25 protein-coding genes and 1 tRNA gene are annotated in these 20,126 nt (G+C 61.1%); 15 read left to right on the top strand and 11 right to left on the bottom strand.

All coding sequences use genetic code 11. The annotated features are described in order from the left end of the window. Window positions 1–210: 210 nt before the first annotated feature. Window positions 211–1,098 (bottom strand): N-formylglutamate amidohydrolase, encoded by an 888-nt coding sequence (locus AC1RM7_RS11240; RefSeq protein WP_006022200.1) that lies wholly within the window; start codon window positions 1,096–1,098, stop codon window positions 211–213. A gap of 231 nt (window positions 1,099–1,329) precedes the next feature. Between AC1RM7_RS11240 and cpdR the strand changes: the two genes are divergently transcribed. The 4 genes from cpdR (at window position 1,330) to AC1RM7_RS11220 (ending at window position 4,132) form a co-directional block, all read left to right on the top strand. Continuing rightward, window positions 1,330–1,692 carry a cell cycle two-component system response regulator CpdR gene (gene cpdR, locus AC1RM7_RS11235; protein ID WP_002713397.1) on the top strand — a complete coding sequence of 121 codons (363 nt, stop codon included), beginning with the start codon at window positions 1,330–1,332 and terminating at the stop codon, window positions 1,690–1,692. A 106-nt stretch (window positions 1,693–1,798) separates the two neighbouring features. Then, window positions 1,799–1,873 (top strand) — tRNA-Val (locus AC1RM7_RS11230). 130 nt (window positions 1,874–2,003) lie between these two features. Beyond that, the gene (locus AC1RM7_RS11225) at window positions 2,004–3,815 is read left to right on the top strand and encodes an outer membrane protein (RefSeq protein ID WP_024919871.1); all 1,812 of its coding nucleotides are present in this window, start codon (window positions 2,004–2,006) and stop codon (window positions 3,813–3,815) included. Window positions 3,816–3,919: 104 nt separating this feature from the next. Then, a complete protein-coding gene (locus AC1RM7_RS11220) occupies window positions 3,920–4,132 on the top strand; it encodes a hypothetical protein (RefSeq protein ID WP_024919872.1) in 213 nt (70 codons plus the stop codon). A 69-nt stretch (window positions 4,133–4,201) separates the two neighbouring features. Here AC1RM7_RS11220 and AC1RM7_RS11215 read toward each other — a convergent pair whose 3' ends face one another. Continuing rightward, on the bottom strand, window positions 4,202–4,525 hold the full coding sequence (locus AC1RM7_RS11215; protein WP_024919873.1) for a polyhydroxyalkanoic acid system family protein: 324 nt from the start codon (window positions 4,523–4,525) through the stop codon (window positions 4,202–4,204). 137 nt (window positions 4,526–4,662) lie between these two features. On the opposite strand from AC1RM7_RS11215, the gene AC1RM7_RS11210 reads away from it, so the two are divergent. Beyond that, window positions 4,663–4,860 carry a DUF3606 domain-containing protein gene (locus AC1RM7_RS11210; protein WP_024919874.1) on the top strand — a complete coding sequence of 66 codons (198 nt, stop codon included), beginning with the start codon at window positions 4,663–4,665 and terminating at the stop codon, window positions 4,858–4,860. A gap of 79 nt (window positions 4,861–4,939) precedes the next feature. On the opposite strand, the gene AC1RM7_RS11205 is transcribed toward AC1RM7_RS11210, so the two are convergent. Together AC1RM7_RS11205 and AC1RM7_RS11200 are read right to left on the bottom strand one after the other, a co-directional pair. Continuing rightward, window positions 4,940–5,440, bottom strand: coding sequence for a tetratricopeptide repeat protein (locus tag AC1RM7_RS11205; RefSeq protein ID WP_024919875.1), 501 nt, complete (start codon window positions 5,438–5,440; stop codon window positions 4,940–4,942). Window positions 5,441–5,635: 195 nt separating this feature from the next. Further along, window positions 5,636–6,004, bottom strand: a complete 369-nt coding sequence (locus tag AC1RM7_RS11200) for a CsbD family protein (RefSeq protein ID WP_006022194.1) — start codon at window positions 6,002–6,004, stop codon at window positions 5,636–5,638. A gap of 133 nt (window positions 6,005–6,137) precedes the next feature. Here AC1RM7_RS11200 and AC1RM7_RS11195 point away from each other — a divergent pair, with 133 nt between their 5' ends. Further along, on the top strand, window positions 6,138–6,368 hold the full coding sequence (locus AC1RM7_RS11195) for a DUF2171 domain-containing protein (protein WP_492838073.1): 231 nt from the start codon (window positions 6,138–6,140) through the stop codon (window positions 6,366–6,368). Between the two features lie 62 nt (window positions 6,369–6,430). On the opposite strand, the gene AC1RM7_RS11190 is transcribed toward AC1RM7_RS11195, so the two are convergent. The 3 genes from AC1RM7_RS11190 to AC1RM7_RS11180 all read right to left on the bottom strand — a co-directional run bounded on the left by AC1RM7_RS11190 (window position 6,431) and on the right by AC1RM7_RS11180 (window position 8,910). Beyond that, complete coding sequence (locus AC1RM7_RS11190) at window positions 6,431–7,255, bottom strand: alpha/beta fold hydrolase (RefSeq protein WP_024919877.1); 825 nt, start codon at window positions 7,253–7,255, stop codon at window positions 6,431–6,433. Between the two features lie 297 nt (window positions 7,256–7,552). Beyond that, window positions 7,553–8,152, bottom strand: coding sequence for an NAD(P)H:quinone oxidoreductase (gene wrbA, locus AC1RM7_RS11185; protein ID WP_006022191.1), 600 nt, complete (start codon window positions 8,150–8,152; stop codon window positions 7,553–7,555). Window positions 8,153–8,211: 59 nt separating this feature from the next. After that, window positions 8,212–8,910 (bottom strand): pirin family protein, encoded by a 699-nt coding sequence (locus AC1RM7_RS11180; protein ID WP_006022190.1) that lies wholly within the window; start codon window positions 8,908–8,910, stop codon window positions 8,212–8,214. A gap of 165 nt (window positions 8,911–9,075) precedes the next feature. Here AC1RM7_RS11180 and AC1RM7_RS11175 point away from each other — a divergent pair, with 165 nt between their 5' ends. Together AC1RM7_RS11175 and AC1RM7_RS11170 are read left to right on the top strand one after the other, a co-directional pair. Continuing rightward, window positions 9,076–9,990, top strand: coding sequence for a LysR family transcriptional regulator (locus AC1RM7_RS11175; protein ID WP_024919878.1), 915 nt, complete (start codon window positions 9,076–9,078; stop codon window positions 9,988–9,990). An 81-nt stretch (window positions 9,991–10,071) separates the two neighbouring features. After that, window positions 10,072–11,649, top strand: coding sequence for a gamma-glutamyltransferase family protein (locus tag AC1RM7_RS11170; protein WP_024919879.1), 1,578 nt, complete (start codon window positions 10,072–10,074; stop codon window positions 11,647–11,649). A gap of 79 nt (window positions 11,650–11,728) precedes the next feature. Here the strand turns inward: AC1RM7_RS11170 and AC1RM7_RS11165 are convergent, their stop codons facing one another. Continuing rightward, the gene (locus tag AC1RM7_RS11165) at window positions 11,729–12,052 is read right to left on the bottom strand and encodes a hypothetical protein (protein WP_024919880.1); all 324 of its coding nucleotides are present in this window, start codon (window positions 12,050–12,052) and stop codon (window positions 11,729–11,731) included. A 134-nt stretch (window positions 12,053–12,186) separates the two neighbouring features. Beyond that, entirely contained in the window at window positions 12,187–12,930 is a 744-nt protein-coding gene (locus AC1RM7_RS11160) for a haloacid dehalogenase type II (protein WP_024919881.1), read from the bottom strand. A gap of 58 nt (window positions 12,931–12,988) precedes the next feature. On the opposite strand from AC1RM7_RS11160, the gene AC1RM7_RS11155 reads away from it, so the two are divergent. Then, complete coding sequence (locus AC1RM7_RS11155) at window positions 12,989–13,987, top strand: tripartite tricarboxylate transporter substrate binding protein (RefSeq protein ID WP_006022185.1); 999 nt, start codon at window positions 12,989–12,991, stop codon at window positions 13,985–13,987. Window positions 13,988–14,002: 15 nt separating this feature from the next. Here AC1RM7_RS11155 and AC1RM7_RS11150 read toward each other — a convergent pair whose 3' ends face one another. Then, on the bottom strand, window positions 14,003–14,485 hold the full coding sequence (locus AC1RM7_RS11150; RefSeq protein ID WP_024919882.1) for a YbaK/EbsC family protein: 483 nt from the start codon (window positions 14,483–14,485) through the stop codon (window positions 14,003–14,005). A gap of 44 nt (window positions 14,486–14,529) precedes the next feature. Between AC1RM7_RS11150 and AC1RM7_RS11145 the strand changes: the two genes are divergently transcribed. Further along, complete coding sequence (locus AC1RM7_RS11145) at window positions 14,530–14,916, top strand: DUF3175 domain-containing protein (protein WP_024919883.1); 387 nt, start codon at window positions 14,530–14,532, stop codon at window positions 14,914–14,916. A gap of 7 nt (window positions 14,917–14,923) precedes the next feature. On the opposite strand, the gene AC1RM7_RS11140 is transcribed toward AC1RM7_RS11145, so the two are convergent. After that, complete coding sequence (locus tag AC1RM7_RS11140) at window positions 14,924–15,694, bottom strand: IclR family transcriptional regulator domain-containing protein (protein WP_024919884.1); 771 nt, start codon at window positions 15,692–15,694, stop codon at window positions 14,924–14,926. 105 nt (window positions 15,695–15,799) lie between these two features. On the opposite strand from AC1RM7_RS11140, the gene AC1RM7_RS11135 reads away from it, so the two are divergent. From AC1RM7_RS11135 to AC1RM7_RS11115, 5 genes are all read left to right on the top strand, one after another. Beyond that, window positions 15,800–16,276, top strand: a complete 477-nt coding sequence (locus tag AC1RM7_RS11135) for a MaoC family dehydratase (protein WP_006022179.1) — start codon at window positions 15,800–15,802, stop codon at window positions 16,274–16,276. Window positions 16,277–16,292: 16 nt separating this feature from the next. After that, window positions 16,293–16,742, top strand: coding sequence for a MaoC family dehydratase (locus AC1RM7_RS11130; RefSeq protein WP_006022178.1), 450 nt, complete (start codon window positions 16,293–16,295; stop codon window positions 16,740–16,742). A gap of 17 nt (window positions 16,743–16,759) precedes the next feature. Continuing rightward, window positions 16,760–17,998, top strand: coding sequence for an FAD-dependent monooxygenase (locus AC1RM7_RS11125; protein ID WP_024919885.1), 1,239 nt, complete (start codon window positions 16,760–16,762; stop codon window positions 17,996–17,998). Window positions 17,999–18,046: 48 nt separating this feature from the next. Further along, complete coding sequence (locus AC1RM7_RS11120; RefSeq protein ID WP_024919886.1) at window positions 18,047–19,027, top strand: tripartite tricarboxylate transporter substrate binding protein; 981 nt, start codon at window positions 18,047–18,049, stop codon at window positions 19,025–19,027. Window positions 19,028–19,092: 65 nt separating this feature from the next. Next, window positions 19,093–20,058, top strand: coding sequence for a tripartite tricarboxylate transporter substrate binding protein (locus AC1RM7_RS11115; RefSeq protein WP_024919887.1), 966 nt, complete (start codon window positions 19,093–19,095; stop codon window positions 20,056–20,058). The last annotated feature ends 68 nt before the right edge of the window (window positions 20,059–20,126 follow it).

Raw genomic sequence — 20,126 nt, 5'->3', positions numbered from 1 at the left:
GGGCATGACTAATTCTTTAAAAATACTTGCTCTGAGTGCGCTGCGGCTGCATATTGTTGCGGTGCGATAACGCCTCGCGTTATTGCTGCCCTCCTTGGGCGTTTCCTCCCTAGACTTGGGCCACTTGCTTTCGCGAGTGGCCCTTTTTTCTTGAGCGGGGGGAGCGGCAACGCCGAGGCCTCCTGTGCGAGGAGATTCGCATGAGGAAATTTATTCTGCCGCCGCCTGGAACGGTCCGAGGCTGTCGAGCGGGATCGCGGCCAGCGCCTCCGCCAGCACCATGAAATCATCGGCGACCTTGCGGAATTGCGGGCCACGCTCGCGCCGCCGTTCATCCATGTAGATTGCGCGATTGAGTTCGAGCTGGATTGTATGCAGTCCGCTGGCCGGGTTGCCATAGTGCTCGGTGATGAAGCCGCCGGCGTAAGGTTTGTTGCGGCCCGCCGAGTATCCCAGACCGGTGAGCGTTTCCTCGACCACATCTGGCAGCAGGCTCGCGCAACTCGTGCCGTAGCGATCGCCGATCACGACGTCGGGGCGTCTGGGCTCATCGCGCGTGACGCCGACCGATGGCATCGAATGGCAATCGACCAGAATGACCGTGCCGAAGGCCTGATGTGCCTTGTTGATGAGGCGGCGCAATGCGCGATGATAAGGCTTGTAGAGCGACTCGATGCGGTTCAGTGCGTCCTCGACGTCGAGGCGTTCGAAATAGATTTCCTGACCGTCGCCGACCACGCGCGGAATCGTCCCGAGGCCACCCGCGACCCGCATCGAGCGGGTGTTTGCGAAGCTCGGCAGCCGTCCGGCGAACATGCGCGGATCAAGCTCATAGGGCTCGCGATTGACGTCGACATAAGAGCGCGGAAAATTCACCCGCACGATCGGAAATCCTCGGCCGGTGAGATCCGCGATGATCTCGTCCATGAACGAATCTTCCGAACGGCGCAGCGCCGCCTGATCGATGCGGGAAGCGGCCAGAAATTCGCGCGGATAGACCGATCCTGAATGCGGTGAGTTGAAGATGATCGGCGCGCGCCAGACGGCCGGCTCGATGATCTCGAACGGAGGCGACAACTCGTCCTCGAACTGGGTCATTGCCACCTCTTTCCTCGCCATTTTCATCTGCGGTGTTATGCTCACCGCTGTTGAAATGCCTGCCCGGGCAACACATTTCGCCGGAAAAGCAGGTGTTTTGTTCGACATCATTGTCCGCAAACCTAACTGATCTGCCAATAGGAACTTCGCCTTCACCCGAAATTTACTCTCCATCGGCCAAATAGGCGGCGGGGACTTCTCCATTCACGATCAGACGACCAGTGACAGGCCATGCAGCACAAAATTCTCCTCGCCGAAGACGACAACGACATGCGCCGCTTTCTGGTCAAGGCGCTGGAGAATGCCGGTTTTCAGGTCTCGTCCTACGACAACGGGCTGTCAGCCTATCAGAGGCTTCGCGAAGAGCCTTTTGAAATGCTTCTAACCGACATCGTGATGCCGGAAATGGACGGCATCGAGCTGGCGCGCCGCGCGTCTGAACTGGATCCCGATATCAAGATCATGTTCATCACCGGCTTTGCCGCCGTGGCGCTGAATTCGGACTCCGAGGCGCCGAAAAACGCCAAGGTCCTGTCCAAGCCGGTCCATCTGCGCGAACTGGTCAGCGAAGTGAACAAGATGCTGGCGGCCTGAGGGCCATCGATTCGGGGTTAATTTGCCCCCAAAACACGTCTTCCCGTCCTTGCCTGCGGCGATCCAAGCCGATATAGGGACGCATCCCGGCACTAATGGTTTTTAAGGGCGCGTAGCTCAGCGGGAGAGCACCTCGTTGACATCGAGGGGGTCACAGGTTCGATCCCTGTCGCGCCCACCATCGCTTCTCAATACACGCAGTCTCGTGGCATTGTGGAGACAGCGCGTATCTGAATCCGCCGCTGGCACCTGCCGCAGATTGTCCCTTTCCAGACGTCGCAATAGGATTCCCCGGGGAACTGGGGGATTTCATGACCAAAACAGCCGTGTTTTCGGCGATTGCGCTACTTGCCTTTTCGGCGCTCCCCGCATCCGCACAAACATCCGACCGTCAATCGTCAGCGCAGCGTGCCGCGGCGATCCAGAATTCGCCCGCGCGCGACGCAATGGCCGCCCAGCCGGCGGTCCCTGCGGCTGTCAATCCGTGGTCGTGGGGCGGCTTCTACTTCGGTGCGGGGTGGGGCCGCGAAAAGAAATCGCTCGACCAGGGAACGGCGTATCAAACGCTTGTACCCGGCGGGCCCGGCCAACCGTCGAACGAACCGGTTCGGCTGGATTCCACCAACTATCTCAATCGTGGTCACATCCTCGGTGGATACCTCTGGCAGTACGAGCGGTTTCTGTTCGGCGCGGAGGGCGATTATTCGTTCGGCGACCGTGTCCCGGCATCAATTCCGTTCGGACCCGAGCCCGGTTATTGCGGCGTCGGCACGACCGGCAATTATATCTGCGGAAGCCCGACCTCGTTCGGTTCGGTCGAGACCAGGGGGCATCTGCGCGGTGTCGCCGGCTTTGCCATTACCCCCGAACTGATGGCGTTTATCAGCGGCGGCGCTGCGTTCGGCCGAAGCGACACCGTCGGTTCTCATGTCGGCTTCGCGCTGGGGAGCAGCCCGTCTGCACCTGTCATCGTGTCCGGCAACTCGTTCGCTCCGGACAAAAACCTGATCGGTACGTCCATCGGCGGCGGCATTCAGGTGAAAGCCAGCGAGAACCTCATCGCAAGGCTCGAATATCTGAAGGATACGTACACCGATGTGGTGACGAGCGGCGCGACTGTTCAAGCCAACGTCAACGGCAACATCGTGACGATGACGTCTCCGAGCGAGAAAGTGAAAGTGACCAACGAAACCATTCGTGCGTCGCTGATCTATCGCTTCGATCCCAATGTCTCGCCGTCGGCGGCCGCGGCTCTCAACTGGAAGTCGTTCACGACCGATCCGAGGCTCTATGCCAACACATGGGCCGGCTTCTATGTGGGCGGCGGCATCACCCAGAACAACTACGAGGTCAAGCAGGAAGGCGGTATGACGATTACCGTCGACGACAACACCACGGCTGGCACGGATTTTTCAAGGCAAGAGGGCTTCTCGCGAAAAATGGATCGCACCGGCAATCATCTTCTTATCGGTTATCGCGCGCAGTGGAACAGGTTCTGGCTGGGTATCGAAGGCGACTTTGAGTTGAACTCGCTGTCCAGCCTTGCGAACGGAAAGAGCCCCGGCCAATTCGGAGGTCCCTCGGGTGCCAACATGACGTGCTACATATTTCCAACAGCAACCTCCTGCGTTGGTCTGGCGATGGCGGGCAACCTTTCCGTCGAGAGCAAGAATCATCTTCGTCTGATGGGCGGCTTTGTCATCACGCCTCAACTTTCGGGGTTCTTCAGTTACGGAAAGTCCTACGGCACGGTCGCGGGCAGCATCGGATCGAGTGCCGGCGGCTTCACGATCTCGCCGCCGAGTGCGCCGCTCCTTGGTGCAGCGTCGGTGACACAGACCTTTGCCCCCGAGAACCTGATCGGCACCTCCATCGGCGGCGGGTTTGAATTCAAGGCGACCGACGATCTGTCCATCCGCGGCGAATATCTGCGGGACACCTACACATGGAGCCATCTCCCGATCGGCGGAGCAGGCTTCGGCGGAACGATTGGCAGTGTTACGATCAACTCGTTCGCCGCGGCATCCAACGTCCATCAGATTGTGAACGAGGCCTATCGCGTCTCGCTGGTGTATCGCTTGCTGAATCCGCAGGGCGACCGGTTCTGTTCTTTCTGCTGGTGATCTTCCTACAGGTAATCGCGCCCGCCGGTCATTTGATCGGCGGGCGTTTTCGTGTCTGGAACTCTCGCAGCCTTACGGCGTTGCATGTGCTGGAGGACGATCATATGCGAACTCTTCTGGGAATGGTGCTGGGCTGCCTGCTGACCATTGGCGTGGTCTACATTCACGACTCGATGGCGACATCGACAGTGGCCAGCGGTTCATCCGCCGGCATATCCCGCCAGATCGTGAACTGGGATGTGGCCGCCAGCGAGTGGGGACAGGTCAAGGAAAACGTCCGCACCACCTGGCTGAAGCTGAAAGCCAGCAGCGGCTGATAGTTTAACCGCTGATGATTCATGTGATCAAGGCCTGGCAGCAATGCCGGGCCTTTGTTCGCGGGAGGATCACACGTCCGTTGTTTTCTTCTCGAGCATTCGCGTGGCGCGGGAGCGGATCGTCGCCTGGATGCCATGCGCAAGACCTGCAAGCAGCCAGGGCAGCATCACCTCGAGCTTGACGTAATCTTCCGCCACCTCGATCGTTCCGCCGACCTGTTGCTTCAACGCGGTCAACTGGAATGCGAGGCGATCGCCGCTCCAGATTTCCTCATTGATCTGAAGAATCTTTCCGTATTCTGATCGCACGTTGCCGAGTCCGGCCTTCAGGCGGCGAGTCGCTTCTTCCTTCCCCAGTTTGTGGGGAATGGAGACGATGAACGGTTGAGCCAATGTCGTGCCTCGAGCGATACTTTCGGAGGCCGACTATAGCAACCGAACCCGATGCGGGCTCAAGGAAATTTCAAGGTTCATTAACGCTGAGAGGCGCGGCCGCATGCGGGAAGGGCGGTTCCGTGATATTTTAAGGCATGCTCCGCCTTGTGACAGTCGCATCCGTGCTGTCGTCGAATCTCGGTGCGCGTCCCGCACCTGTGATCGATACGACGGATGACGCCTCCACCGGCTACTGGGCTTACCGTCTCAGTGTATCGCCGCAGGATCTTGCCGCCGCAATCGATGAGGTCGGCCCCTCTGTCGCCGCGGTGCGCCGGCATCTTGGCAAATAAGCGTTGAGCGGGCCAAGCAAAAGCCCGGCGCGAGGCCGGGCTGTATTCGCAAGTCAGAATGACCGGCTGAGCGGTCGGATCAATCACATTGCTGGTAGCCGGACGATGCACACTTCTGCGCTCTTGCCCGTGCGTCTGCGATCTGCTGGGAGCTGAGCTGGCTGGACACGGCCGCGAGTTCTTTCTTGGCCTCATCATTCCCCTGCATCGCGGCGACGTCGTACCACATGTATGCCTTCTCGATGTCTTCGGATTCCTTGCCTTCGCCTGTGTAGTACAGGCTTCCGAGCAACACCTGAGCGTCCGCATTGCCCTGCTTTGCCGCGAGGCGGCCCCACTTCTGGGCCTGCTTGCGGTCCTTGGAAACTCCGAGACCCATTTTATGCATCAGGGCGATACGATACTGCGCGACGGCGTTCCCCTTTTCCGCCAGCGGTCGAAACAGCTTCGCGGCGGCGGCGTATTCCTTCTTCGCAAAAGCTTTCAGCCCGTCTTCCCATTTGCCTGCGTGCGCGGCAGAGGCATTCATCGTTAATCCGGCGGCAATGATAGCCGCAGCCAATCCAGTAAATCGGAACATTGCAAAGCCCCATCCCTAATAAACTATAGGACTTCCCTATATCGCGGACGCCGAGGCGGCACAACGCGAACACGCTCGTCCATTCGTTGGAGCGAGCAGCGGAGGACTCAGAGTGCAATGCAAAACATTCTCAATCTGCGCACGCGCGAAAGGCGCGCGTCGAAACGCACGCCTTTCGTTCAGTCCGATTCCGTATCAGTAGTAGCCGCGCAGCGGCCGCCTGCGGGGCTGCCGGTTCAGCATCAAGGCCAGCGCGAAACCGACCGCACCTGCGATCAGCAGGGCGCCGAGCGGTTGCTCGCGAACGGCAGAGGCCACCGCCTTGTTACCGTCGCGATAAATATCGCTGCCCGTATCGAGTGCCTCCTTGGCGTATCCGCTTGCCGCATCGCCGATATCGCGTGCCGCGTCCTTCGCCTGGCCGTACAGGTTCTGCACGGTTCCTGCCGCCTCGCGCGCACGTCCCGACGCCTCGGTCGATGCGTCGCCCGTTGCGCGGCCGAATGCACCTTCAACTTTTCCTGCGGCGTCTTTCGCTGCGCCTGTGATCCGATCCTTGTCCATCGTCATGTTCTCCGGGGTGATGGACCAACAACAGTCTGACCTGCGATGGGTTCCTTCGGATGCCGAAAATGCCGCAGCAGCCGAACATTTTTCGATTTGTCTCGTTGATAGGGGCACAGCAAGGGAGTTGCACATGGCAGACGTATCGAAAATCAAGGAACATATGGACGTGATCGATTCCACCGGTAAAAATATCGGTCAGGTCGATCATCTTGAAGGTAGCGACAGGATCAAGCTTACGAAGAGCAGTTCACCCGACGGGCAGCACCATTTTGTTCCGGTGGCGTGGATCGATCATGTCGACACGCATGTTCATCTGAAGAAGCCGGTCAACGACGTCAGCGAGTTGCAAAAGGCGTCATAGTATTCTCAAACAGAAAAGGCCCGCTCATTGAGCGGGCCTTTCGCGTTGCGGCTGATTGGCCGTCAGCCCTTGATGAAGGCGAGCAGATCGTTGTTGATGACGTCCGCATGCGTGGTGATCATGCCGTGCGGATAGTCCTTGTAGGTTTTCAGCGTGCCTTTCTTCAGCAGCTTGGCGCTAAGCGGGCCGGACGCGACGTAAGGCACGATCTGATCGTCCTCGCTGTGCATCACCAGCACGGGAATGTCGATCTTCTTCAGGTCTTCGGTGAAATCGGTCTGCGAGAAAGCGACGATGCCGTCATAATGCGCCTTGGCGCCGCCGATCATGCCCTGACGCCACCAGTTGCCGATATTGCCTTCGTTGGGCTTCGCGCCAGGCCGATTGAAGCCGTAAAAGGGCCCTTCCGGCAGATCGCGATAGAACTTGGCGCGGTTGGCAGCGAGTTGCGCCTGCAGATCGTCAAACACGGACTTGGGCAGACCGAGCGGATTTGCGTCGGTCTTGACCATCAGCGGCGGCACCGCAGAGATAATAGCTGCTTTCGAAGCCCGGCTTGTGCCGTGACGTGCGAGATAATGCACAACCTCGCCGCCGCCGGTCGAGTGGCCGACATGGATTGCATCTTTCAGATCGAGATGAGTGACGACGGCGGCCAGATCGTCGGCGTAATGGTCCATATCATGACCGTCGCCCACCTGGGTGGAGCGCCCGTGGCCGCGCCGGTCGTGTGCAACGACGCGAAAACCCTTGGAGAGAAAGAAAAGCATCTGCGGATCCCAGTCGTCCGCAGACAGCGGCCAGCCGTGGCTGAACACGATGGGCTGACCGGAGCCCCAGTCCTTGTAGAAAATGTCAACGCCGTCTTTGGTTTTGACCATAGGCATATCGTTTTGTCCTTTCAGCTTCCCGAAAACGAGCCGGCTAATCGGGTGACACCCTTGATACGATAGCTCGTCCACTGTTTCGATGACATGGGCGGGTGCCGTTATTTGCGCGGAAAATCCAGGCAGTCTCCTGTTACGCCTGAAAATGTCATATTGGCCTCTTTTTGAGACGCGGGCTTTCGCCAAACCTATCGTGTCTTTTCCTTTTTGCTCTTTCGGTTTTTTCGATGCGGGAGCATGAAAAAAGGCGGCGCTGTTGCCAGCGCCGCCTATTGTTGCGTGTCTATACCGCTTCGATCAGCCGTGCAGCTTCTTCGCGGTTTCCGCGATGGTCTTGCCCTGATAACGGGCGCCGGCAAGTTCGTTCGCGCTCGGCTGGCGGCTGCCGTCACCATCGGTGATGGTGGTCGCGCCGTAGGGCGAGCCGCCGGTTACTTCCTTGACACCCATCTGTCCGGCGAAGCCGTAGTTCAGGCCGACCACGACCATGCCGAAGTGCAGCAGGTTGGTGATGATCGAGAACAGCGTGGTCTCCTGGCCGCCGTGCTGCGTGGCGGATGAACTGAACGCGCCGCCGACCTTGCCGTGCAATGCGCCCTTCGCCCACAGGCCGCCGGCCTGATCGAGGAAGTTGGCCATCTGCGACGAGATGCGGCCAAAGCGGGTGCCGGTGCCGACGATGATCGCATCGTAGTTCGCAAGATCCTCGATCTTGGCAACGGGCGCCGCCTGATCGACCTTGTAGTACGACGCCTTGGCGACGTCGGGCGGGACCAGTTCGGGAACGCGCTTGATGTCGACAGTCGCGCCAGCTTCGCGTGCGCCCTCGGCGACGGCGTTCGCCATCGCTTCGATGTGTCCGTAAGCCGAATAGTAAAGAACAAGAACCTTGGCCATGATGGCCTCCTTCAGTTTTCAGGGTTGAATGGGGATTGGCGAGAGAGAATGGATGCGGCTTAAGCCGCATCCACGAGAACGAGTTCGGTGTCTTCGAGCGCGGTGACCTTCACCGACGCTTCTTTCTGGACGGCGACGCCGTCGCGGGCGTTGGCGCGCACGCCGTTGACCTCAATGCTGCCGGCCGCCGGAACGAGATAGCCGTAGCGCGTCTCGCCGAGCGCATACTCAGCGGTCTCGCCGGCCTTCAGCGTTGTCGCCAGCACGCGGGCGTCGGCGCGGATCGGCAGCGCATCGTTGTCGGCCTTGAAGCCGCTGGCGATGGTGACGAACTTGCCGGAGCGGTCGGCCTTCGGGAACGGCTTGGCGCCCCAGCACGGCTGTCCGCCTTCCTGCGTCGGCTCGATCCAGATCTGGAAGATCTTAGTCGTCACCGGTTCAAGATTATACTCAGAGTGGCGGATGCCCGAGCCTGCGCTCATCACCTGCACATCGCCGGCCTCGGTGCGGCCCTTGTTGCCGAGCGAGTCCTGATGAGTGATCGCGCCTTCGCGAACGAAGGTGATGATTTCCATGTTGGCATGGGGATGCGCAGGGAAGCCGGTGTTCGGCGCAATCTCATCGTCGTTCCAGACGCGCAGGCTGCCGTGATTCATATTGTTCGGGTCGTAGTGGCTGCCGAACGAAAAGTGGTGCTTTGCCTTGAGCCAGCCGTGATTGGCGCTGCCGAGTTTGTTGAATGGCCGAAGTTCGATCATGGGATATTCCTTCGTTGAATGTGCTTTGAGGTGACCGCCGGGTGCGTGGTGCGCCGTGGGTAACCTCGAATTCGATGGGTTATGGATAAGCGCTCCCGAATGGTGCATAAATAGAAACTATGGAAACTCATTGTTTCCATATCTGACACATGAGGGATGGCTCGCATGCCCAGGCTTCCGGACTTCGAAGCGCTGGCGATTTTCGCCAAAGTCGTGGAAATGCGGTCGTTTGCAGGAGCCGCGACCGAACTGGCGCTGTCGAAGGCGACTGTTTCCAAGGCCGTCAGCCGTCTTGAGGACCGGCTCGGCGCACGGCTGTTCAACCGCACCTCGCGGCAACTGGCGCTGACCGATGCCGGCCAGAGACTGTCCGAGCGTGCGGCACGACTTCTGATGGACGGCGAGGCGGCGGAGAACGAAGCGCTGGCGCAATCGTCCGCGCCGCGCGGTGTGGTGCGCTTTGCTGTGCCGATGACCTATGGCGTCCGGGTCATTGCGCCGCTGCTGCCGGAGTTTCTGAGCGCCTATCCCGAAGTGTCCATCGACCTGCATCTGAGCGATGCCATGGTCGATCTGATCGGCGACGGCTTCGACGCCGGCATCCGCATCGCGCGCCTGCCGGATTCATCGCTCGTTGCGCGCCGGTTGAGCGACATGCGGCGCTACACGGTGGCGGCGCCGTCCTACCTGAAGAAGTACGGCCGGCCGACGCATCCCATGCATCTCGCTCAGCACAAATGCTTCGGCTACGCATATCTCTCGACGCCGGGCGTGTGGCACTACGTCAATGCGGCGGGCGAGCAGGCGACGGTGCGGCCGTCGGGGCAACTGCGCGTTAACAACGGCGAAGCCACCATGCCGGCGCTGCTGGCCGGGCTCGGCATCGCCGATTTGCCGGATTTCATTGTCGGCGACGCCATTGCGTCGGGACAACTCGAAGTCATCCTCAAGGACTGGAAACAGCCCGAGGGCGCCGTGCATCTGGTGATGCCGCCGGGCGGCCCGCGCCCCGCGCGTGTCGAAGTGCTGGCGGATTTTCTCGCCGACAAGCTTGGCCGCACCAGACGCGCGGCCCGCTAAGTCCATCACGTTCCTGTTCCGCACTGGATTGGCGGACCAAGTCTGCGTAACATGAGTTTCCATCCTCGAAGGTTTCCCTGAATGCGCAATTTCATCTCGCCGTCCCGCTCCATCGCAGTGGGGGAACGCGGCATGGCCGCGACCTCGCACCCGCAGGCGACTCTCGCCGCACTCGACATTCTGAAAGCCGGCGGCAATGCGATGGACGCTGCCATTGCGGCGGTCGCCTTGCAGGGCGTGGTCGAGCCGCAGATGACCGGGATTGGCGGCGACTGCTTTGTGATCTATTCGCCGAAGGCAGGCACGCCGGTTGCGCTGAACGGTTCGGGCCGTACACCCGCGAAGACCGATCTCGCTGTCACAATGGCCAAGGGCGCGAAGGCGCTCACACCGACCTCGATCGAAGGCGTCACCGTTCCGGGCGCGATCGATGCATGGTGCAGGCTTGCTGCGAAGCACGGCAGCAAATCGCTGGACGAGATCTTCAAACCGGCCATCGATGCCGCCGAAAACGGTTTCCGCATCACGCCGCGCGTGGCGTCGGACTGGTCGCGCAACCGTGCGAAACTCGAAAGCAATCCGGCGGCAACAGCGCATTATCTCCCGGGCGGTGTCGCGCCGTCGATTGGCGACCGGCGGAGCCAGCCGGCACTCGGCAAGACGCTGCGCCGCATCGCGCGCGAAGGCCGCGCGGCATTCTATGAGGGCGAGGTCGCGGAAGAGCTTGCAAGCGTGCTGCAAGGCCTCGGCGGTGTGCACACCGTGGAAGACTTCGCCGCGAACAAGCCCGAAGACGTGACGCCGATCTCTACGAGCTACGGCGGCCATGACATTCTCGAATGTCCGCCGAACGGGCAGGGTCTGGCGGCGCTGATGATCCTGCGCACGCTGGCGGGCTACGAGATTAAGGCGCTCGCGGAAGTTGACCGCGTGCACCTCTTGGCGGAAGCGACCAAAGCGGCGTATCGCGCGCGCGATGCGTTCTTCTGCGACCCCGCACACGGCAAGGTCGATGCCGCGCATTTTCTCTCCGACGCATATATCGGCGCGATCCGCAGCAAGATCGACATGACGCGGGCCAGCGCGGCTGTCGACTGGGACGACATCGAGCACAAGGATACGGTCTACGTCACCGTGGTGGACCGTGATCTCAACGCCGTGTCGTTCATCAATTCACTGTTCCAGCCGTTCGGTAGCGGCATCTATGCGCCGAAGTCCGGCGTGCTGCTGCATAACCGCGGCTGGGGCTTCCGGCTTCAGCCCGGTCACCCCAATGCGCTCGGACCGAACAAGCGGCCGATGCACACCATCATTCCGGGCATGGTGATGAAGAACGGACGCTGCATGATGCCGTTCGGCGTGATGGGCGGCCATTATCAGGCGACCGGCCACGGCAACTTTCTCTCCAACGTGTTCGACCTCGGCATGGACATTCAGGCCGCATCCGAAGCGCCGCGCTCGTTCGCGTTCGAGGGCGTGCTGTCGCTGGAGCCGACATTTGGAAAAGAGATCGGCACGGAGCTCGCGGCGCGCGGGCACGACGTGAAATGGGCCGATGTCGCCCTCGGCGGCTGTCAGGCGATCTGGATCGATCACGAACGCGGAGTTCTGCTCGGCGCCACCGACCATCGCAAGGATGGCGTGGCGCTCGGCATTTGAGCATTCGTTCCGGACGCACGTCGTGCGTCCGGCGGCACATCAACCGGCGCGGGCTATCAGCCGCGCGCGATTGGCATTGTCACGTATTGCCGTACTTCATGAAAAAGCACCGCCTCTCACCCGAGAGATTGTGGCATCGCCATGTCTTGCCGTCCTCGCTTGGCGTCGCCTGCTCGAACGGAACCAGTTCCTTGAATCGCGTCAGCCAGATTCCGTCGGGCCGAACCTGAACCTCGTCGGAACTCAACTGTTCGCAATCGCTCGGTCCGCAACAGTGAATGCCATCGGAACCTCTGTAGGCCCCTTCGGCGATCCAGTTCGGACGTCCATCCGCATCATGCGCGAAGCAGACGCGGGTTATCAGCAGTCCCACTGTCAGGAACAAGAAAATGACTGATCGCATCACATCACCTCCTTGAGGAAATGCGAAGCATCAATCGTGCCAGATGGAAGGCTTATCGATCTCCGGCGGCATGCCTGAACTGCGAAGACAGTGCCCGCGAATCAATTCGGCAACACCTGCGGCTTGCCCGCGATTTAGGGGTGTGCGGCGAGCAGTTTCGGCAAATCCGCCAGCGCGCCAATGCGATAGTCCGGTTCCCAGCCGAATTCATCCATCTGCATGCGGATCGCCTTGAACATCGACAACGGCCGCACGAGGTCGGCTTTCACAAATTCGGTAGCCATCGCCCGTGGTGTGACGCGTTCGATCCAGGCCACGTTCAGGCCGAACGCCTTGGCGCCGCAGGCATCGAACGGATTGGAGGAGACGAACAGCACCTCATGCGGTTTCACACTGAGATTTGATTCGATCAGGTCATAAGTGCGCGGCGACGGCTTGAAGACCTTCGTCGTGTCGATGCTGATGGTGGCGTCGAGAATGGTATCGAGGCCGGTGTTGCGCACCAGCGCGTTCAGCATATCGGTGCTGCCGTTCGACAGGATCGCGAGCTTGCGGTCTTTCATCGCCGCAAGAGCTTCCTTCGCATCGGGGTAAAGATCGAGGTGGACGTACTTCTCCATGATGCGCTCGAAGGCCTTCTCATCGAACGTCAGGCCGAGCGCCTTGAGGGTGAACGTCAGCGATTGCCGCGTGATGACCGAGAAATCCTCGTAGCGCCCCATCAGTGAGCGAAGCCAGGTGTATTCGAGCTGCTTCAGGCGCCAGATCTGGGTGATCAGCTCGCCATAGCCGGGAAACGCCTCGTCGGTGACAGCGGCGACCGACTGCACGTCATAGAGCGTGCCGTAAGCATCGAATACAACAGCCTTGATCGTCATCTGCGCTTCCTTCAGGGTATGGCGACAAAGAATAAAAACAAATTCTCAGGGAGGCATCATGAATCGGCGCGAGCTTCTGAAAGCGGCTGCAGTTGTGCCGCTGTCACAGGTTGCATTGCACACGCTGTCCGGCAACGCCAATGCGCAGGCGGCATGGCCGTCGCGCAACATCACCATGATCGTACCGTTCCCCGCTGGCGGGCAGGCCGATCTCGCGGCGCGGCCGGTGGCGCTGGCGCTGGAGCGCATTCTGGGAAAACCCGTGATTGTCGATAACCGCGCCGGCGGCGGCGGCGGTTCGGTTGGCAATGCTGCGGCTGCGCGCGCTGAGCCCGACGGCTACACGCTGCTGATGACACTCTCGTCGCTGGCGGTATTGCCGGAAGCCGACCGGCTGTTCGACCGCCCGGTGGCTTATGAGATGTCGCAGTTTGCGCCGGTGGCACGGGTGCTCGCCGATCCGACCATGCTGGCGGTACCCGCATCCGCGCCATGGAAAACGGTCAAGGAGTTCGTCGAGGACGCGAAGGCGCGGCCGGGCCAGATACCTTATGGCTCGTCCGGTCCCTACGGGACGCTGCACATCGCGATGGAAATGTTTGCGGCCAGCGCCGGGATCAAGCTGCTGCATGTGCCGTTCCGCGGCGCAGGCCCGGCACTGACGGGATTGCTGACCGGCACGGTGCAGGCGGTGGCCTCGGCGCCGGGCACGCTGCGCGCGCAGGTCGATGACGGCAAGATGCGCGTGCTGGCCGGATGGGGCGCAAAGCGCGTCGCAAGTTTCCCCGACGTGCCGACGTTTCAGGAGCTCGGGTACAAGGACGTCGAGTTCTACATCTGGGCGGGCTTGTTCGCGCAGACGGCATTGCCCGCGCCGATCATGACCAAGCTGCGCGAAGCCATGGGCGAGGCGGTGCGCGCGCCGGAGGTAGTGAAAACATTCGAGACCGCAGGCAGCCCCGTCGCCTACCTCGATGCTCCGGAGTTTACGAAATTCGTCGAAGCCGACAGCGCGCGGCTGATCGCGGCAGTGAAGAAGATCGGCAGGGTGGAGTAGCGCGCGCTCACGCCATCATGCCACTTCGCTCTGCTCCCGGATTTCGCTGACGTCGATCCACTCGGCGCTGGTCAGTTCGGCCATGCGTGCTGGCGAGATGCGAACGGCGCTGTTGATCGAGCCGGCAGCCGGCACGACTTCACTGAAGGCCTTCAGTGAAATGTCGCAATAGACTGGCAGCGGCGTTTTCAGTCCGAACGGACAGATGCCGCCAACCGGATGGCCGGTGGCCTCGAGCGCTTCCTCGGCGCTGAGCATGCGCGGCTTGCCGCCGAACACCGCGCGCGCCTTCTTGTTGTCGAGCCGGGCGGTGCCGCAGGTGACCACCAGCAGCACGCGGTCACCCACGCGCAATGATAATGTTTTGGCGATCTCCGCAGGTGTTACGCCAAAGGCTTCGGCGGCCAGCGCCACCGTGGCGGAACTTTTGTCCGATTCAATGACGGTAATATCGGGCGCATTTTTCGCGAAAAACGCGCGAACTGTTTCGATGCTCATGCTTTGTCCTGTCGGCAAACCTGTATTCCGACCGAGGACCTACCATGGCCAAAGCCGCGCGCAAATCGTCCGCAAGACGGACGCGAAAGACATTATCTGCAGGGAAAGCATCCTCAAGGAAGGCAGGTAAGAGGCGCACGTCGGCCAAGCGTTCCGTCCGTAAATGGTCGGGCCGTGTCACAGCCACCAGCGATGCGCTCGATCTCAAGCATCATCTGTTCAAGCAGCGGAGTCCTGTCGCCATCGCGCGTTCGTTGAAGCGCTCGGCGGAGCGCAGCCATCGCCGCAAGGCCAGCCCGTACCAGTCGGCGATGTCGATGCTGAATTTTTACATCAACCGCGCTGGCAAGAATCTGCCCGCAGCTCGCAAGCGCAAGCTCGAAGCGGCCAAGTCCGAGCTGCGGAAGGCGTTCGGGAAAAAGGCCGCCTGACGTCGGGTCAGCCATTGGCGGTGGTCTGGGTCCGGATATCCTGCGCGGTGCGCTTGAGCGCGACCAGAAATTTCTTCTTGGCTTCGGCCTCGGTCACAGTGCCCGAAATGGTGTTGATGCTGACAGCGGCCACGACATGGCCGGCCTGGTCACGCACCGGCACCGCGATGCCGCAGATCGCAGGATCGAGTTCGCCGTCGATCCAGGCATAGCCCTGCTGCTCCACCCGCGTCAGTTCTTCACCAAGTTTGATCGGGCAGGTGAGGGTGCGGGGAGTCACCTGCTTGAATTCGATCTCGGAGATATATCGTGCACGCTGGTCGGGCGGCAGTGCGGCGAGCAGCACACGTCCCAGCGAGATCAGATGCGCGGGCAGGCGGCTTCCAATGCCGAGATTGGCGGAGAGGATGCGTCGCGCCGGCAGGCGAAGCGCATACACGATTTCGGTTTCATCCAGCACCGCCAGCGCGCAGGATTCTCCGATCTCGTTGCGCAGGTCTTCGAGCGCGCGCTGGGCATAACCCCAGTAGGGCAGCGCGTTGAGATACGACAATCCGAGGCCAAGCGCGCGCGGACGCAGGCTGAAGTAACGGCCGTCAGCTTCGCAGTATTTCAGCGCCACCAGGGTTGCGAGCATGCGCCGCGCGGTTGCGCGCGTCAGCCCCGCGAACGCCGCGGTCTCCGACAGCGTGTGCCGTCCCGGCGGCCGTCCCAGCGCTTCGACCACGGAAAATCCTCTCGCGATGGCGCGGACGAAACCGTCACTCTCCTTGGGCATTCAGACATCCTCTCAAAACCGGACTTGTCAGGATCGAAAAGCCGGACCATAGTGTTCGTACAGTGACTATAAAGTTCGCCTGATGAACATAGATGAGAGATTGCCATGGCGCAAGCACAAGCTTTCGAGACCGACTTCTGGAAGGACGAAAATTTGCGAAAGGTCTGGGACGAGATCGTTCCGGGTGAACCGCGCAAGACGATTCCCTACCTGCTGACCAAGGAAGCCATCGCGCTCCTGTGCAAGGCTGTCGGTGAAACCAACCCGCTTTACCTCGATGAGGCTTATGCCAAGACCACGCCCTGGGGCGGCATTATCGCGCCGCCGTCGATTCACATCCTGCTGATGTTCGCCTGCACCGAGGCTGACGACTGGATGCGCTCACCCGGCACCGTGAATGCGGGCCAGTCCTGGAGCTACAATAAGCCCGCACGGCCCGGCGACACGATTACGCTGCAGGCTCGCGCGCTCGACAAGTTCATCAAGCGCGAGCGGCTGTTCGTGGTCCACGACAACGTCTTCTTCAACCAGCACGGCGACGTGATCTGTTCCGGCCGCGGCCAGACCATCCGGCCGATGTAACGCGAGGAGTTCAAACATGACGACCACATTCGAAACCCTCTCGGTTGGCGACAGCATCGACGGCCCGAAGTTCTCGGTCTCGCGCGAATCCATCCGCCTGTTCTGCGATGCATCGCTCGACTACAACCCGCTGCATCTCGACGACAACTACATGAAGGGCGATTTCGGCAAGACCAATTTCGGCGGCATCATCATGCACGGCATGAACAACTTCGGGCTGATCACCCGGATGCTGACCGACTGGGCCTATCCCGCGGGCGCCATTCATCGCCGTCTGGAAACGCGCTGGGTCAAGCCGGTGAAGCCGGGCGATACCATCCAGCCGGAAGGCATCATCAAGGCGAAGCAGACCACCAAGAACTCGCGCTTCGTGCTGATCGACGTGCTGGTGAAGAACCAGAACGGCGACAAGGTCGCTGTCGGCGAGGCGATGGTCGAATTCCCGCGCGCAGCCGCAGCAGCCTGACCGGGAGTTGAAGCGCGATGTCGATCGCGATCACAGGCGCGGGAGTTGGCGGACTGACGGCGGCGTTGTCTTTGCACGCCGCCGGCCAGGGCGACATTCTCCTGCTGGAAGCAGCGCGTGAAATTCGCGACGTGGGCGTCGGCATCAACCTGCCGCCGCACGCCGTCCGTGAATTGAGCGAACTGGGCCTTGGGGATGCGCTCGCGAAAGTGGGCGTGCCGACCAAGGAGCTGGCTTACTACGATCCCAGAGGCCAGTTGATCTGGGCCGAGCCGCGCGGGTTAGACGCCGGTTACAAATGGCCGCAATACTCCATTCATCGGGGCACGCTGCAACGGCTGCTCGTTGATGCCGTGCACGAACGGCTGGGTGCGTCCACGATCCGCGTCGCGCAGCGGGTGACGGGCATCAGCGCCACGGGCAACAAGGCCGCCATCGCCGCGACCGATCTGATTGAGGATCGTCCGGTGTCTTATACGGCCGATGTTGCGATCTGCGCTGACGGCATCCGCTCGCCGTCGCGCGACAGTCTTTATGGCGCGGTCACGCCGCTCGCATCGAACGGCTGGGTCATGTACCGCGGCGTCACCAAGGCCGGGCCGTTTCTTTCCGGACGCTCGATGGTGATTATCGGCGATGAGACCCAGCGCGTGGTGGTCTATCCGATCGCGGATGGCGTCATCAACTGGCTGCTGGTTCGACCGAAAGATACGACGCGCGCCGAGACCGAACTCGGCAACTGGAATCTGCCGGTGCCGACCAGTGTCATTGCGGAGTTTGTAAAAGACTACCGCTTCGATTGGCTGGATGTGCATCATCTGGTGTCGTCGTCATCGGAATCCTACGAGTATCCGATGGCGGACATCGATCCGTTGCCGCGCTGGATTTTCGGGCGATGCGCGCTGCTCGGCGACGCTGCCCACGCGATGTATCCGTTCGGCTCCAACGGTGCGTCGCAGGCGATACTTGATGCGCGGGTGCTGGCTTATGAGCTGGCGACCGCTGCGACCACCGATGACGCATTGCGCGCTTATGACGCGCAGCGCCGGCCGGTTGCGAGCGAAGTACAGCTCGCAAATCGGCGGCAGGCAGGCGATGTGATGGCGCGCGTAAGCGCGCTGGCGCGCAGCGGCGCGCATGGCGATGCGAAAGCCGAGTTGCAGGATGTCGAACGCCGCTACAAGCAGCTTGCGGGATTCGATGTTGATGCCCTGAACATGCGCAAATCGTGGAGCGTTTCCAGCGCTTCGCGATAACCGACAGATCAATAACCGGAAACAATCCGGAACAAGAGGGAGACGTAAATGCGATATTTAGATGTGATGCGCTCTGCATTGGTTGCAGTGGGCGTGATGGCTGCGACATCGCAGATCGCCATAGCTCAGGATGCCTATCCGACCCGGCCGATCAGACTGCTGGTCGGATTCGCTGCGGGCGGGGCGACGGATACCACGTTCCGCAAGCTTGCTGAACTTGCTGCCAAGGATCTCGGGCAGCCGATCATCGTTGAAAACCGGCCGGGCGCAGGCGCAACGCTGGCCCCGTCGACAATGGCCAAAACAGAGGCGCCCGACGGTTACACCATCGCGGCGGCGACGGCGGGATTGCTGCGTTACCCTTACATGCAGAAAGTTGACTGGGATCCGATCAAGGATTTCACCTGGATCACGGGTCTCGGCGGCTACACCTTTGTGCTCGCGGTCAACACCGACTCGCCGCTCAAGACACCTGCCGATTTTTTCGCTTACGCAAAGAAGAATCCCGATGTTCTGACGGTCGCGACCGCGGGCGCCGGCACCACCATGCATCTGCTCGCGGAAGCGCTCGCCGGAATGGCGGACGTGAAGATCACCCATGTCGGATACAAGGGCAGCAGCGAAGCCGTGACCGCGGTTCTCGGCGGTCACACCATGTCGACGGTCGATGCCATCGGCACCATTCTGCCTTATGTCGAATCGGGCAAGATGCGCGTGCTGCTGTCGTTCGATCCGCAGCCGGTGGCGTCACTGCCCGGCGTGCCGACAGCCAAGAGCCTCGGCTACGATCTGGTTTACCCTGCGCCGTATGGACTGGTCGGACCGAAGGGAATGCCGGCCGCCGTCGTCGACAGGCTGTACAAGGCCTTTAAGGCCGCGGCCGACAGCGACGAATACAAGAAGCTGCTGGTGACCCTGGGTCAGACGGAGTGGCAGAAGCCGCCCGGTGAATATCAGCAGTGGGCCGGCGAATTCTATCTCTCCGAACGCTCGCTGGTTGAGCGCGCCAAGTTGCTGCGTCAGCCCTGAACGGTTGGATCGATCCCGCTGGCGAGGACCATGCTCGCCATACAAACTCAAGTCAGGTTGAAATCATGAAGTCACTATTTGCCGCGATCTGCTCCGTGTTCCTGCTGGTCACCACGCCCGGCAGCGCCAATGAGCAGTTTCCCGTCAACAATGTGAAGATCATCGTGCCGTTCCCGGCCGGCGGCACCACCGACATTCTGGCGCGCTTTGTCGCCCAGTATCTCGGCGAGAAGCTCGGCGTCACGACCATTGTGGAGAATCGCGCCGGAGCTTCGGGCATCATCGGCTCCGAATTGGTGGCGAAGTCGCCGAACGATGGCAGCGTGTTGCTGCTGACCGCGACGCATCACGTCATCAACCCGAGTCTCTACAAGCAACTGCCGTTCGATCCGCGCAAGGAGTTTTCTCCGGTCGCTCTGGTGGCGAGCGCGCCGAACGCACTCGTTGTCACGGCGAACTTCCCCGCCAAGAACGTCGCCGAACTGATCGCGATGGCCAAGAAGGAGCCCGGCAAGTATTCGTTCGGCTCCGCCGGCATCGGCGGCGCCAATCATCTGTCGGGCGAACTGTTCAAGCAGATGGCCGGCGTCGACATCGTGCACGTTCCCTACAAGGGCGCGGCGCCTGCGATGAACGACCTGATTGGCGGACATATTCCGATCATGTTCGACACGCTGCCGACGGTGCTGCCCGCAGCGTCCGGTGGCACCATCCGCGTACTTGCAGTGACCAGCAAGGAGCGCGCCGCATCGCTGCCCGACGTGCCGACCCTCGACGAGGCCGGTGTGAAAGGTTTCGAGGCGACCGCGTGGTTCGGCCTTTATATGCCGGCCGCGAATGGCAACCCCGCCTACACCAAGCTGGTCGCGGCCATGAAGGAGATCCTCGCCTCTCCCGCAACGCGCGAGAAGTTTGCCGGACAGGGCGTCGAGCCGGGAAAGCTTTCCGGCCCGGACTTCACGAAGTTTGTGGATGCCGAGATGGACAAGTGGGCGAACGTCGTCAAGACCGCGAACGTGCCGCAGCAATAGCAGCCGGTCTCAAGGATTGCAGAAAGCCCGCTCCGGATTGTCCGGGGCGGGCTTTTGATTGGCTGGAC

The organism is Afipia sp. GW822-FHT03D08 (assembly GCF_058801645.1).
This window is presented reverse-complemented; position numbering and strand designations above follow the sequence as displayed.

Excerpts from the sequence above, each read along its gene's own strand:
- AC1RM7_RS11180 (WP_006022190.1), bottom strand. The coding sequence starts at position 8,910 with ATGATCGAACTTCGGCCATTCAACAAACTCGGCAGCGCCAATCACGGC.
- AC1RM7_RS11125 (WP_024919885.1), top strand. The coding sequence starts at position 16,760 with ATGTCGATCGCGATCACAGGCGCGGGAGTTGGCGGACTGACGGCGGCG.
- AC1RM7_RS11160 (WP_024919881.1), bottom strand. The coding sequence starts at position 12,930 with ATGACGATCAAGGCTGTTGTATTCGATGCTTACGGCACGCTCTATGAC.
- AC1RM7_RS11175 (WP_024919878.1), top strand. The coding sequence starts at position 9,076 with ATGCCCAGGCTTCCGGACTTCGAAGCGCTGGCGATTTTCGCCAAAGTC.
- AC1RM7_RS11240 (WP_006022200.1), bottom strand. The coding sequence starts at position 1,098 with ATGACCCAGTTCGAGGACGAGTTGTCGCCTCCGTTCGAGATCATCGAG.
- cpdR (WP_002713397.1), top strand. The coding sequence starts at position 1,330 with ATGCAGCACAAAATTCTCCTCGCCGAAGACGACAACGACATGCGCCGC.
- AC1RM7_RS11120 (WP_024919886.1), top strand. The coding sequence starts at position 18,047 with ATGCGATATTTAGATGTGATGCGCTCTGCATTGGTTGCAGTGGGCGTG.
- AC1RM7_RS11205 (WP_024919875.1), bottom strand. The coding sequence starts at position 5,440 with ATGTTCCGATTTACTGGATTGGCTGCGGCTATCATTGCCGCCGGATTA.
- AC1RM7_RS11150 (WP_024919882.1), bottom strand. The coding sequence starts at position 14,485 with ATGAGCATCGAAACAGTTCGCGCGTTTTTCGCGAAAAATGCGCCCGAT.
- AC1RM7_RS11220 (WP_024919872.1), top strand. The coding sequence starts at position 3,920 with ATGCGAACTCTTCTGGGAATGGTGCTGGGCTGCCTGCTGACCATTGGC.
- AC1RM7_RS11200 (WP_006022194.1), bottom strand. The coding sequence starts at position 6,004 with ATGGACAAGGATCGGATCACAGGCGCAGCGAAAGACGCCGCAGGAAAA.
- AC1RM7_RS11155 (WP_006022185.1), top strand. The coding sequence starts at position 12,989 with ATGAATCGGCGCGAGCTTCTGAAAGCGGCTGCAGTTGTGCCGCTGTCA.
- AC1RM7_RS11225 (WP_024919871.1), top strand. The coding sequence starts at position 2,004 with ATGACCAAAACAGCCGTGTTTTCGGCGATTGCGCTACTTGCCTTTTCG.
- AC1RM7_RS11195 (WP_492838073.1), top strand. The coding sequence starts at position 6,138 with ATGGCAGACGTATCGAAAATCAAGGAACATATGGACGTGATCGATTCC.
- AC1RM7_RS11135 (WP_006022179.1), top strand. The coding sequence starts at position 15,800 with ATGGCGCAAGCACAAGCTTTCGAGACCGACTTCTGGAAGGACGAAAAT.
- AC1RM7_RS11140 (WP_024919884.1), bottom strand. The coding sequence starts at position 15,694 with ATGCCCAAGGAGAGTGACGGTTTCGTCCGCGCCATCGCGAGAGGATTT.
- AC1RM7_RS11115 (WP_024919887.1), top strand. The coding sequence starts at position 19,093 with ATGAAGTCACTATTTGCCGCGATCTGCTCCGTGTTCCTGCTGGTCACC.
- AC1RM7_RS11145 (WP_024919883.1), top strand. The coding sequence starts at position 14,530 with ATGGCCAAAGCCGCGCGCAAATCGTCCGCAAGACGGACGCGAAAGACA.
- AC1RM7_RS11130 (WP_006022178.1), top strand. The coding sequence starts at position 16,293 with ATGACGACCACATTCGAAACCCTCTCGGTTGGCGACAGCATCGACGGC.
- AC1RM7_RS11190 (WP_024919877.1), bottom strand. The coding sequence starts at position 7,255 with ATGCCTATGGTCAAAACCAAAGACGGCGTTGACATTTTCTACAAGGAC.
- AC1RM7_RS11170 (WP_024919879.1), top strand. The coding sequence starts at position 10,072 with ATGCGCAATTTCATCTCGCCGTCCCGCTCCATCGCAGTGGGGGAACGC.
- wrbA (WP_006022191.1), bottom strand. The coding sequence starts at position 8,152 with ATGGCCAAGGTTCTTGTTCTTTACTATTCGGCTTACGGACACATCGAA.
- AC1RM7_RS11210 (WP_024919874.1), top strand. The coding sequence starts at position 4,663 with ATGCTCCGCCTTGTGACAGTCGCATCCGTGCTGTCGTCGAATCTCGGT.
- AC1RM7_RS11165 (WP_024919880.1), bottom strand. The coding sequence starts at position 12,052 with ATGCGATCAGTCATTTTCTTGTTCCTGACAGTGGGACTGCTGATAACC.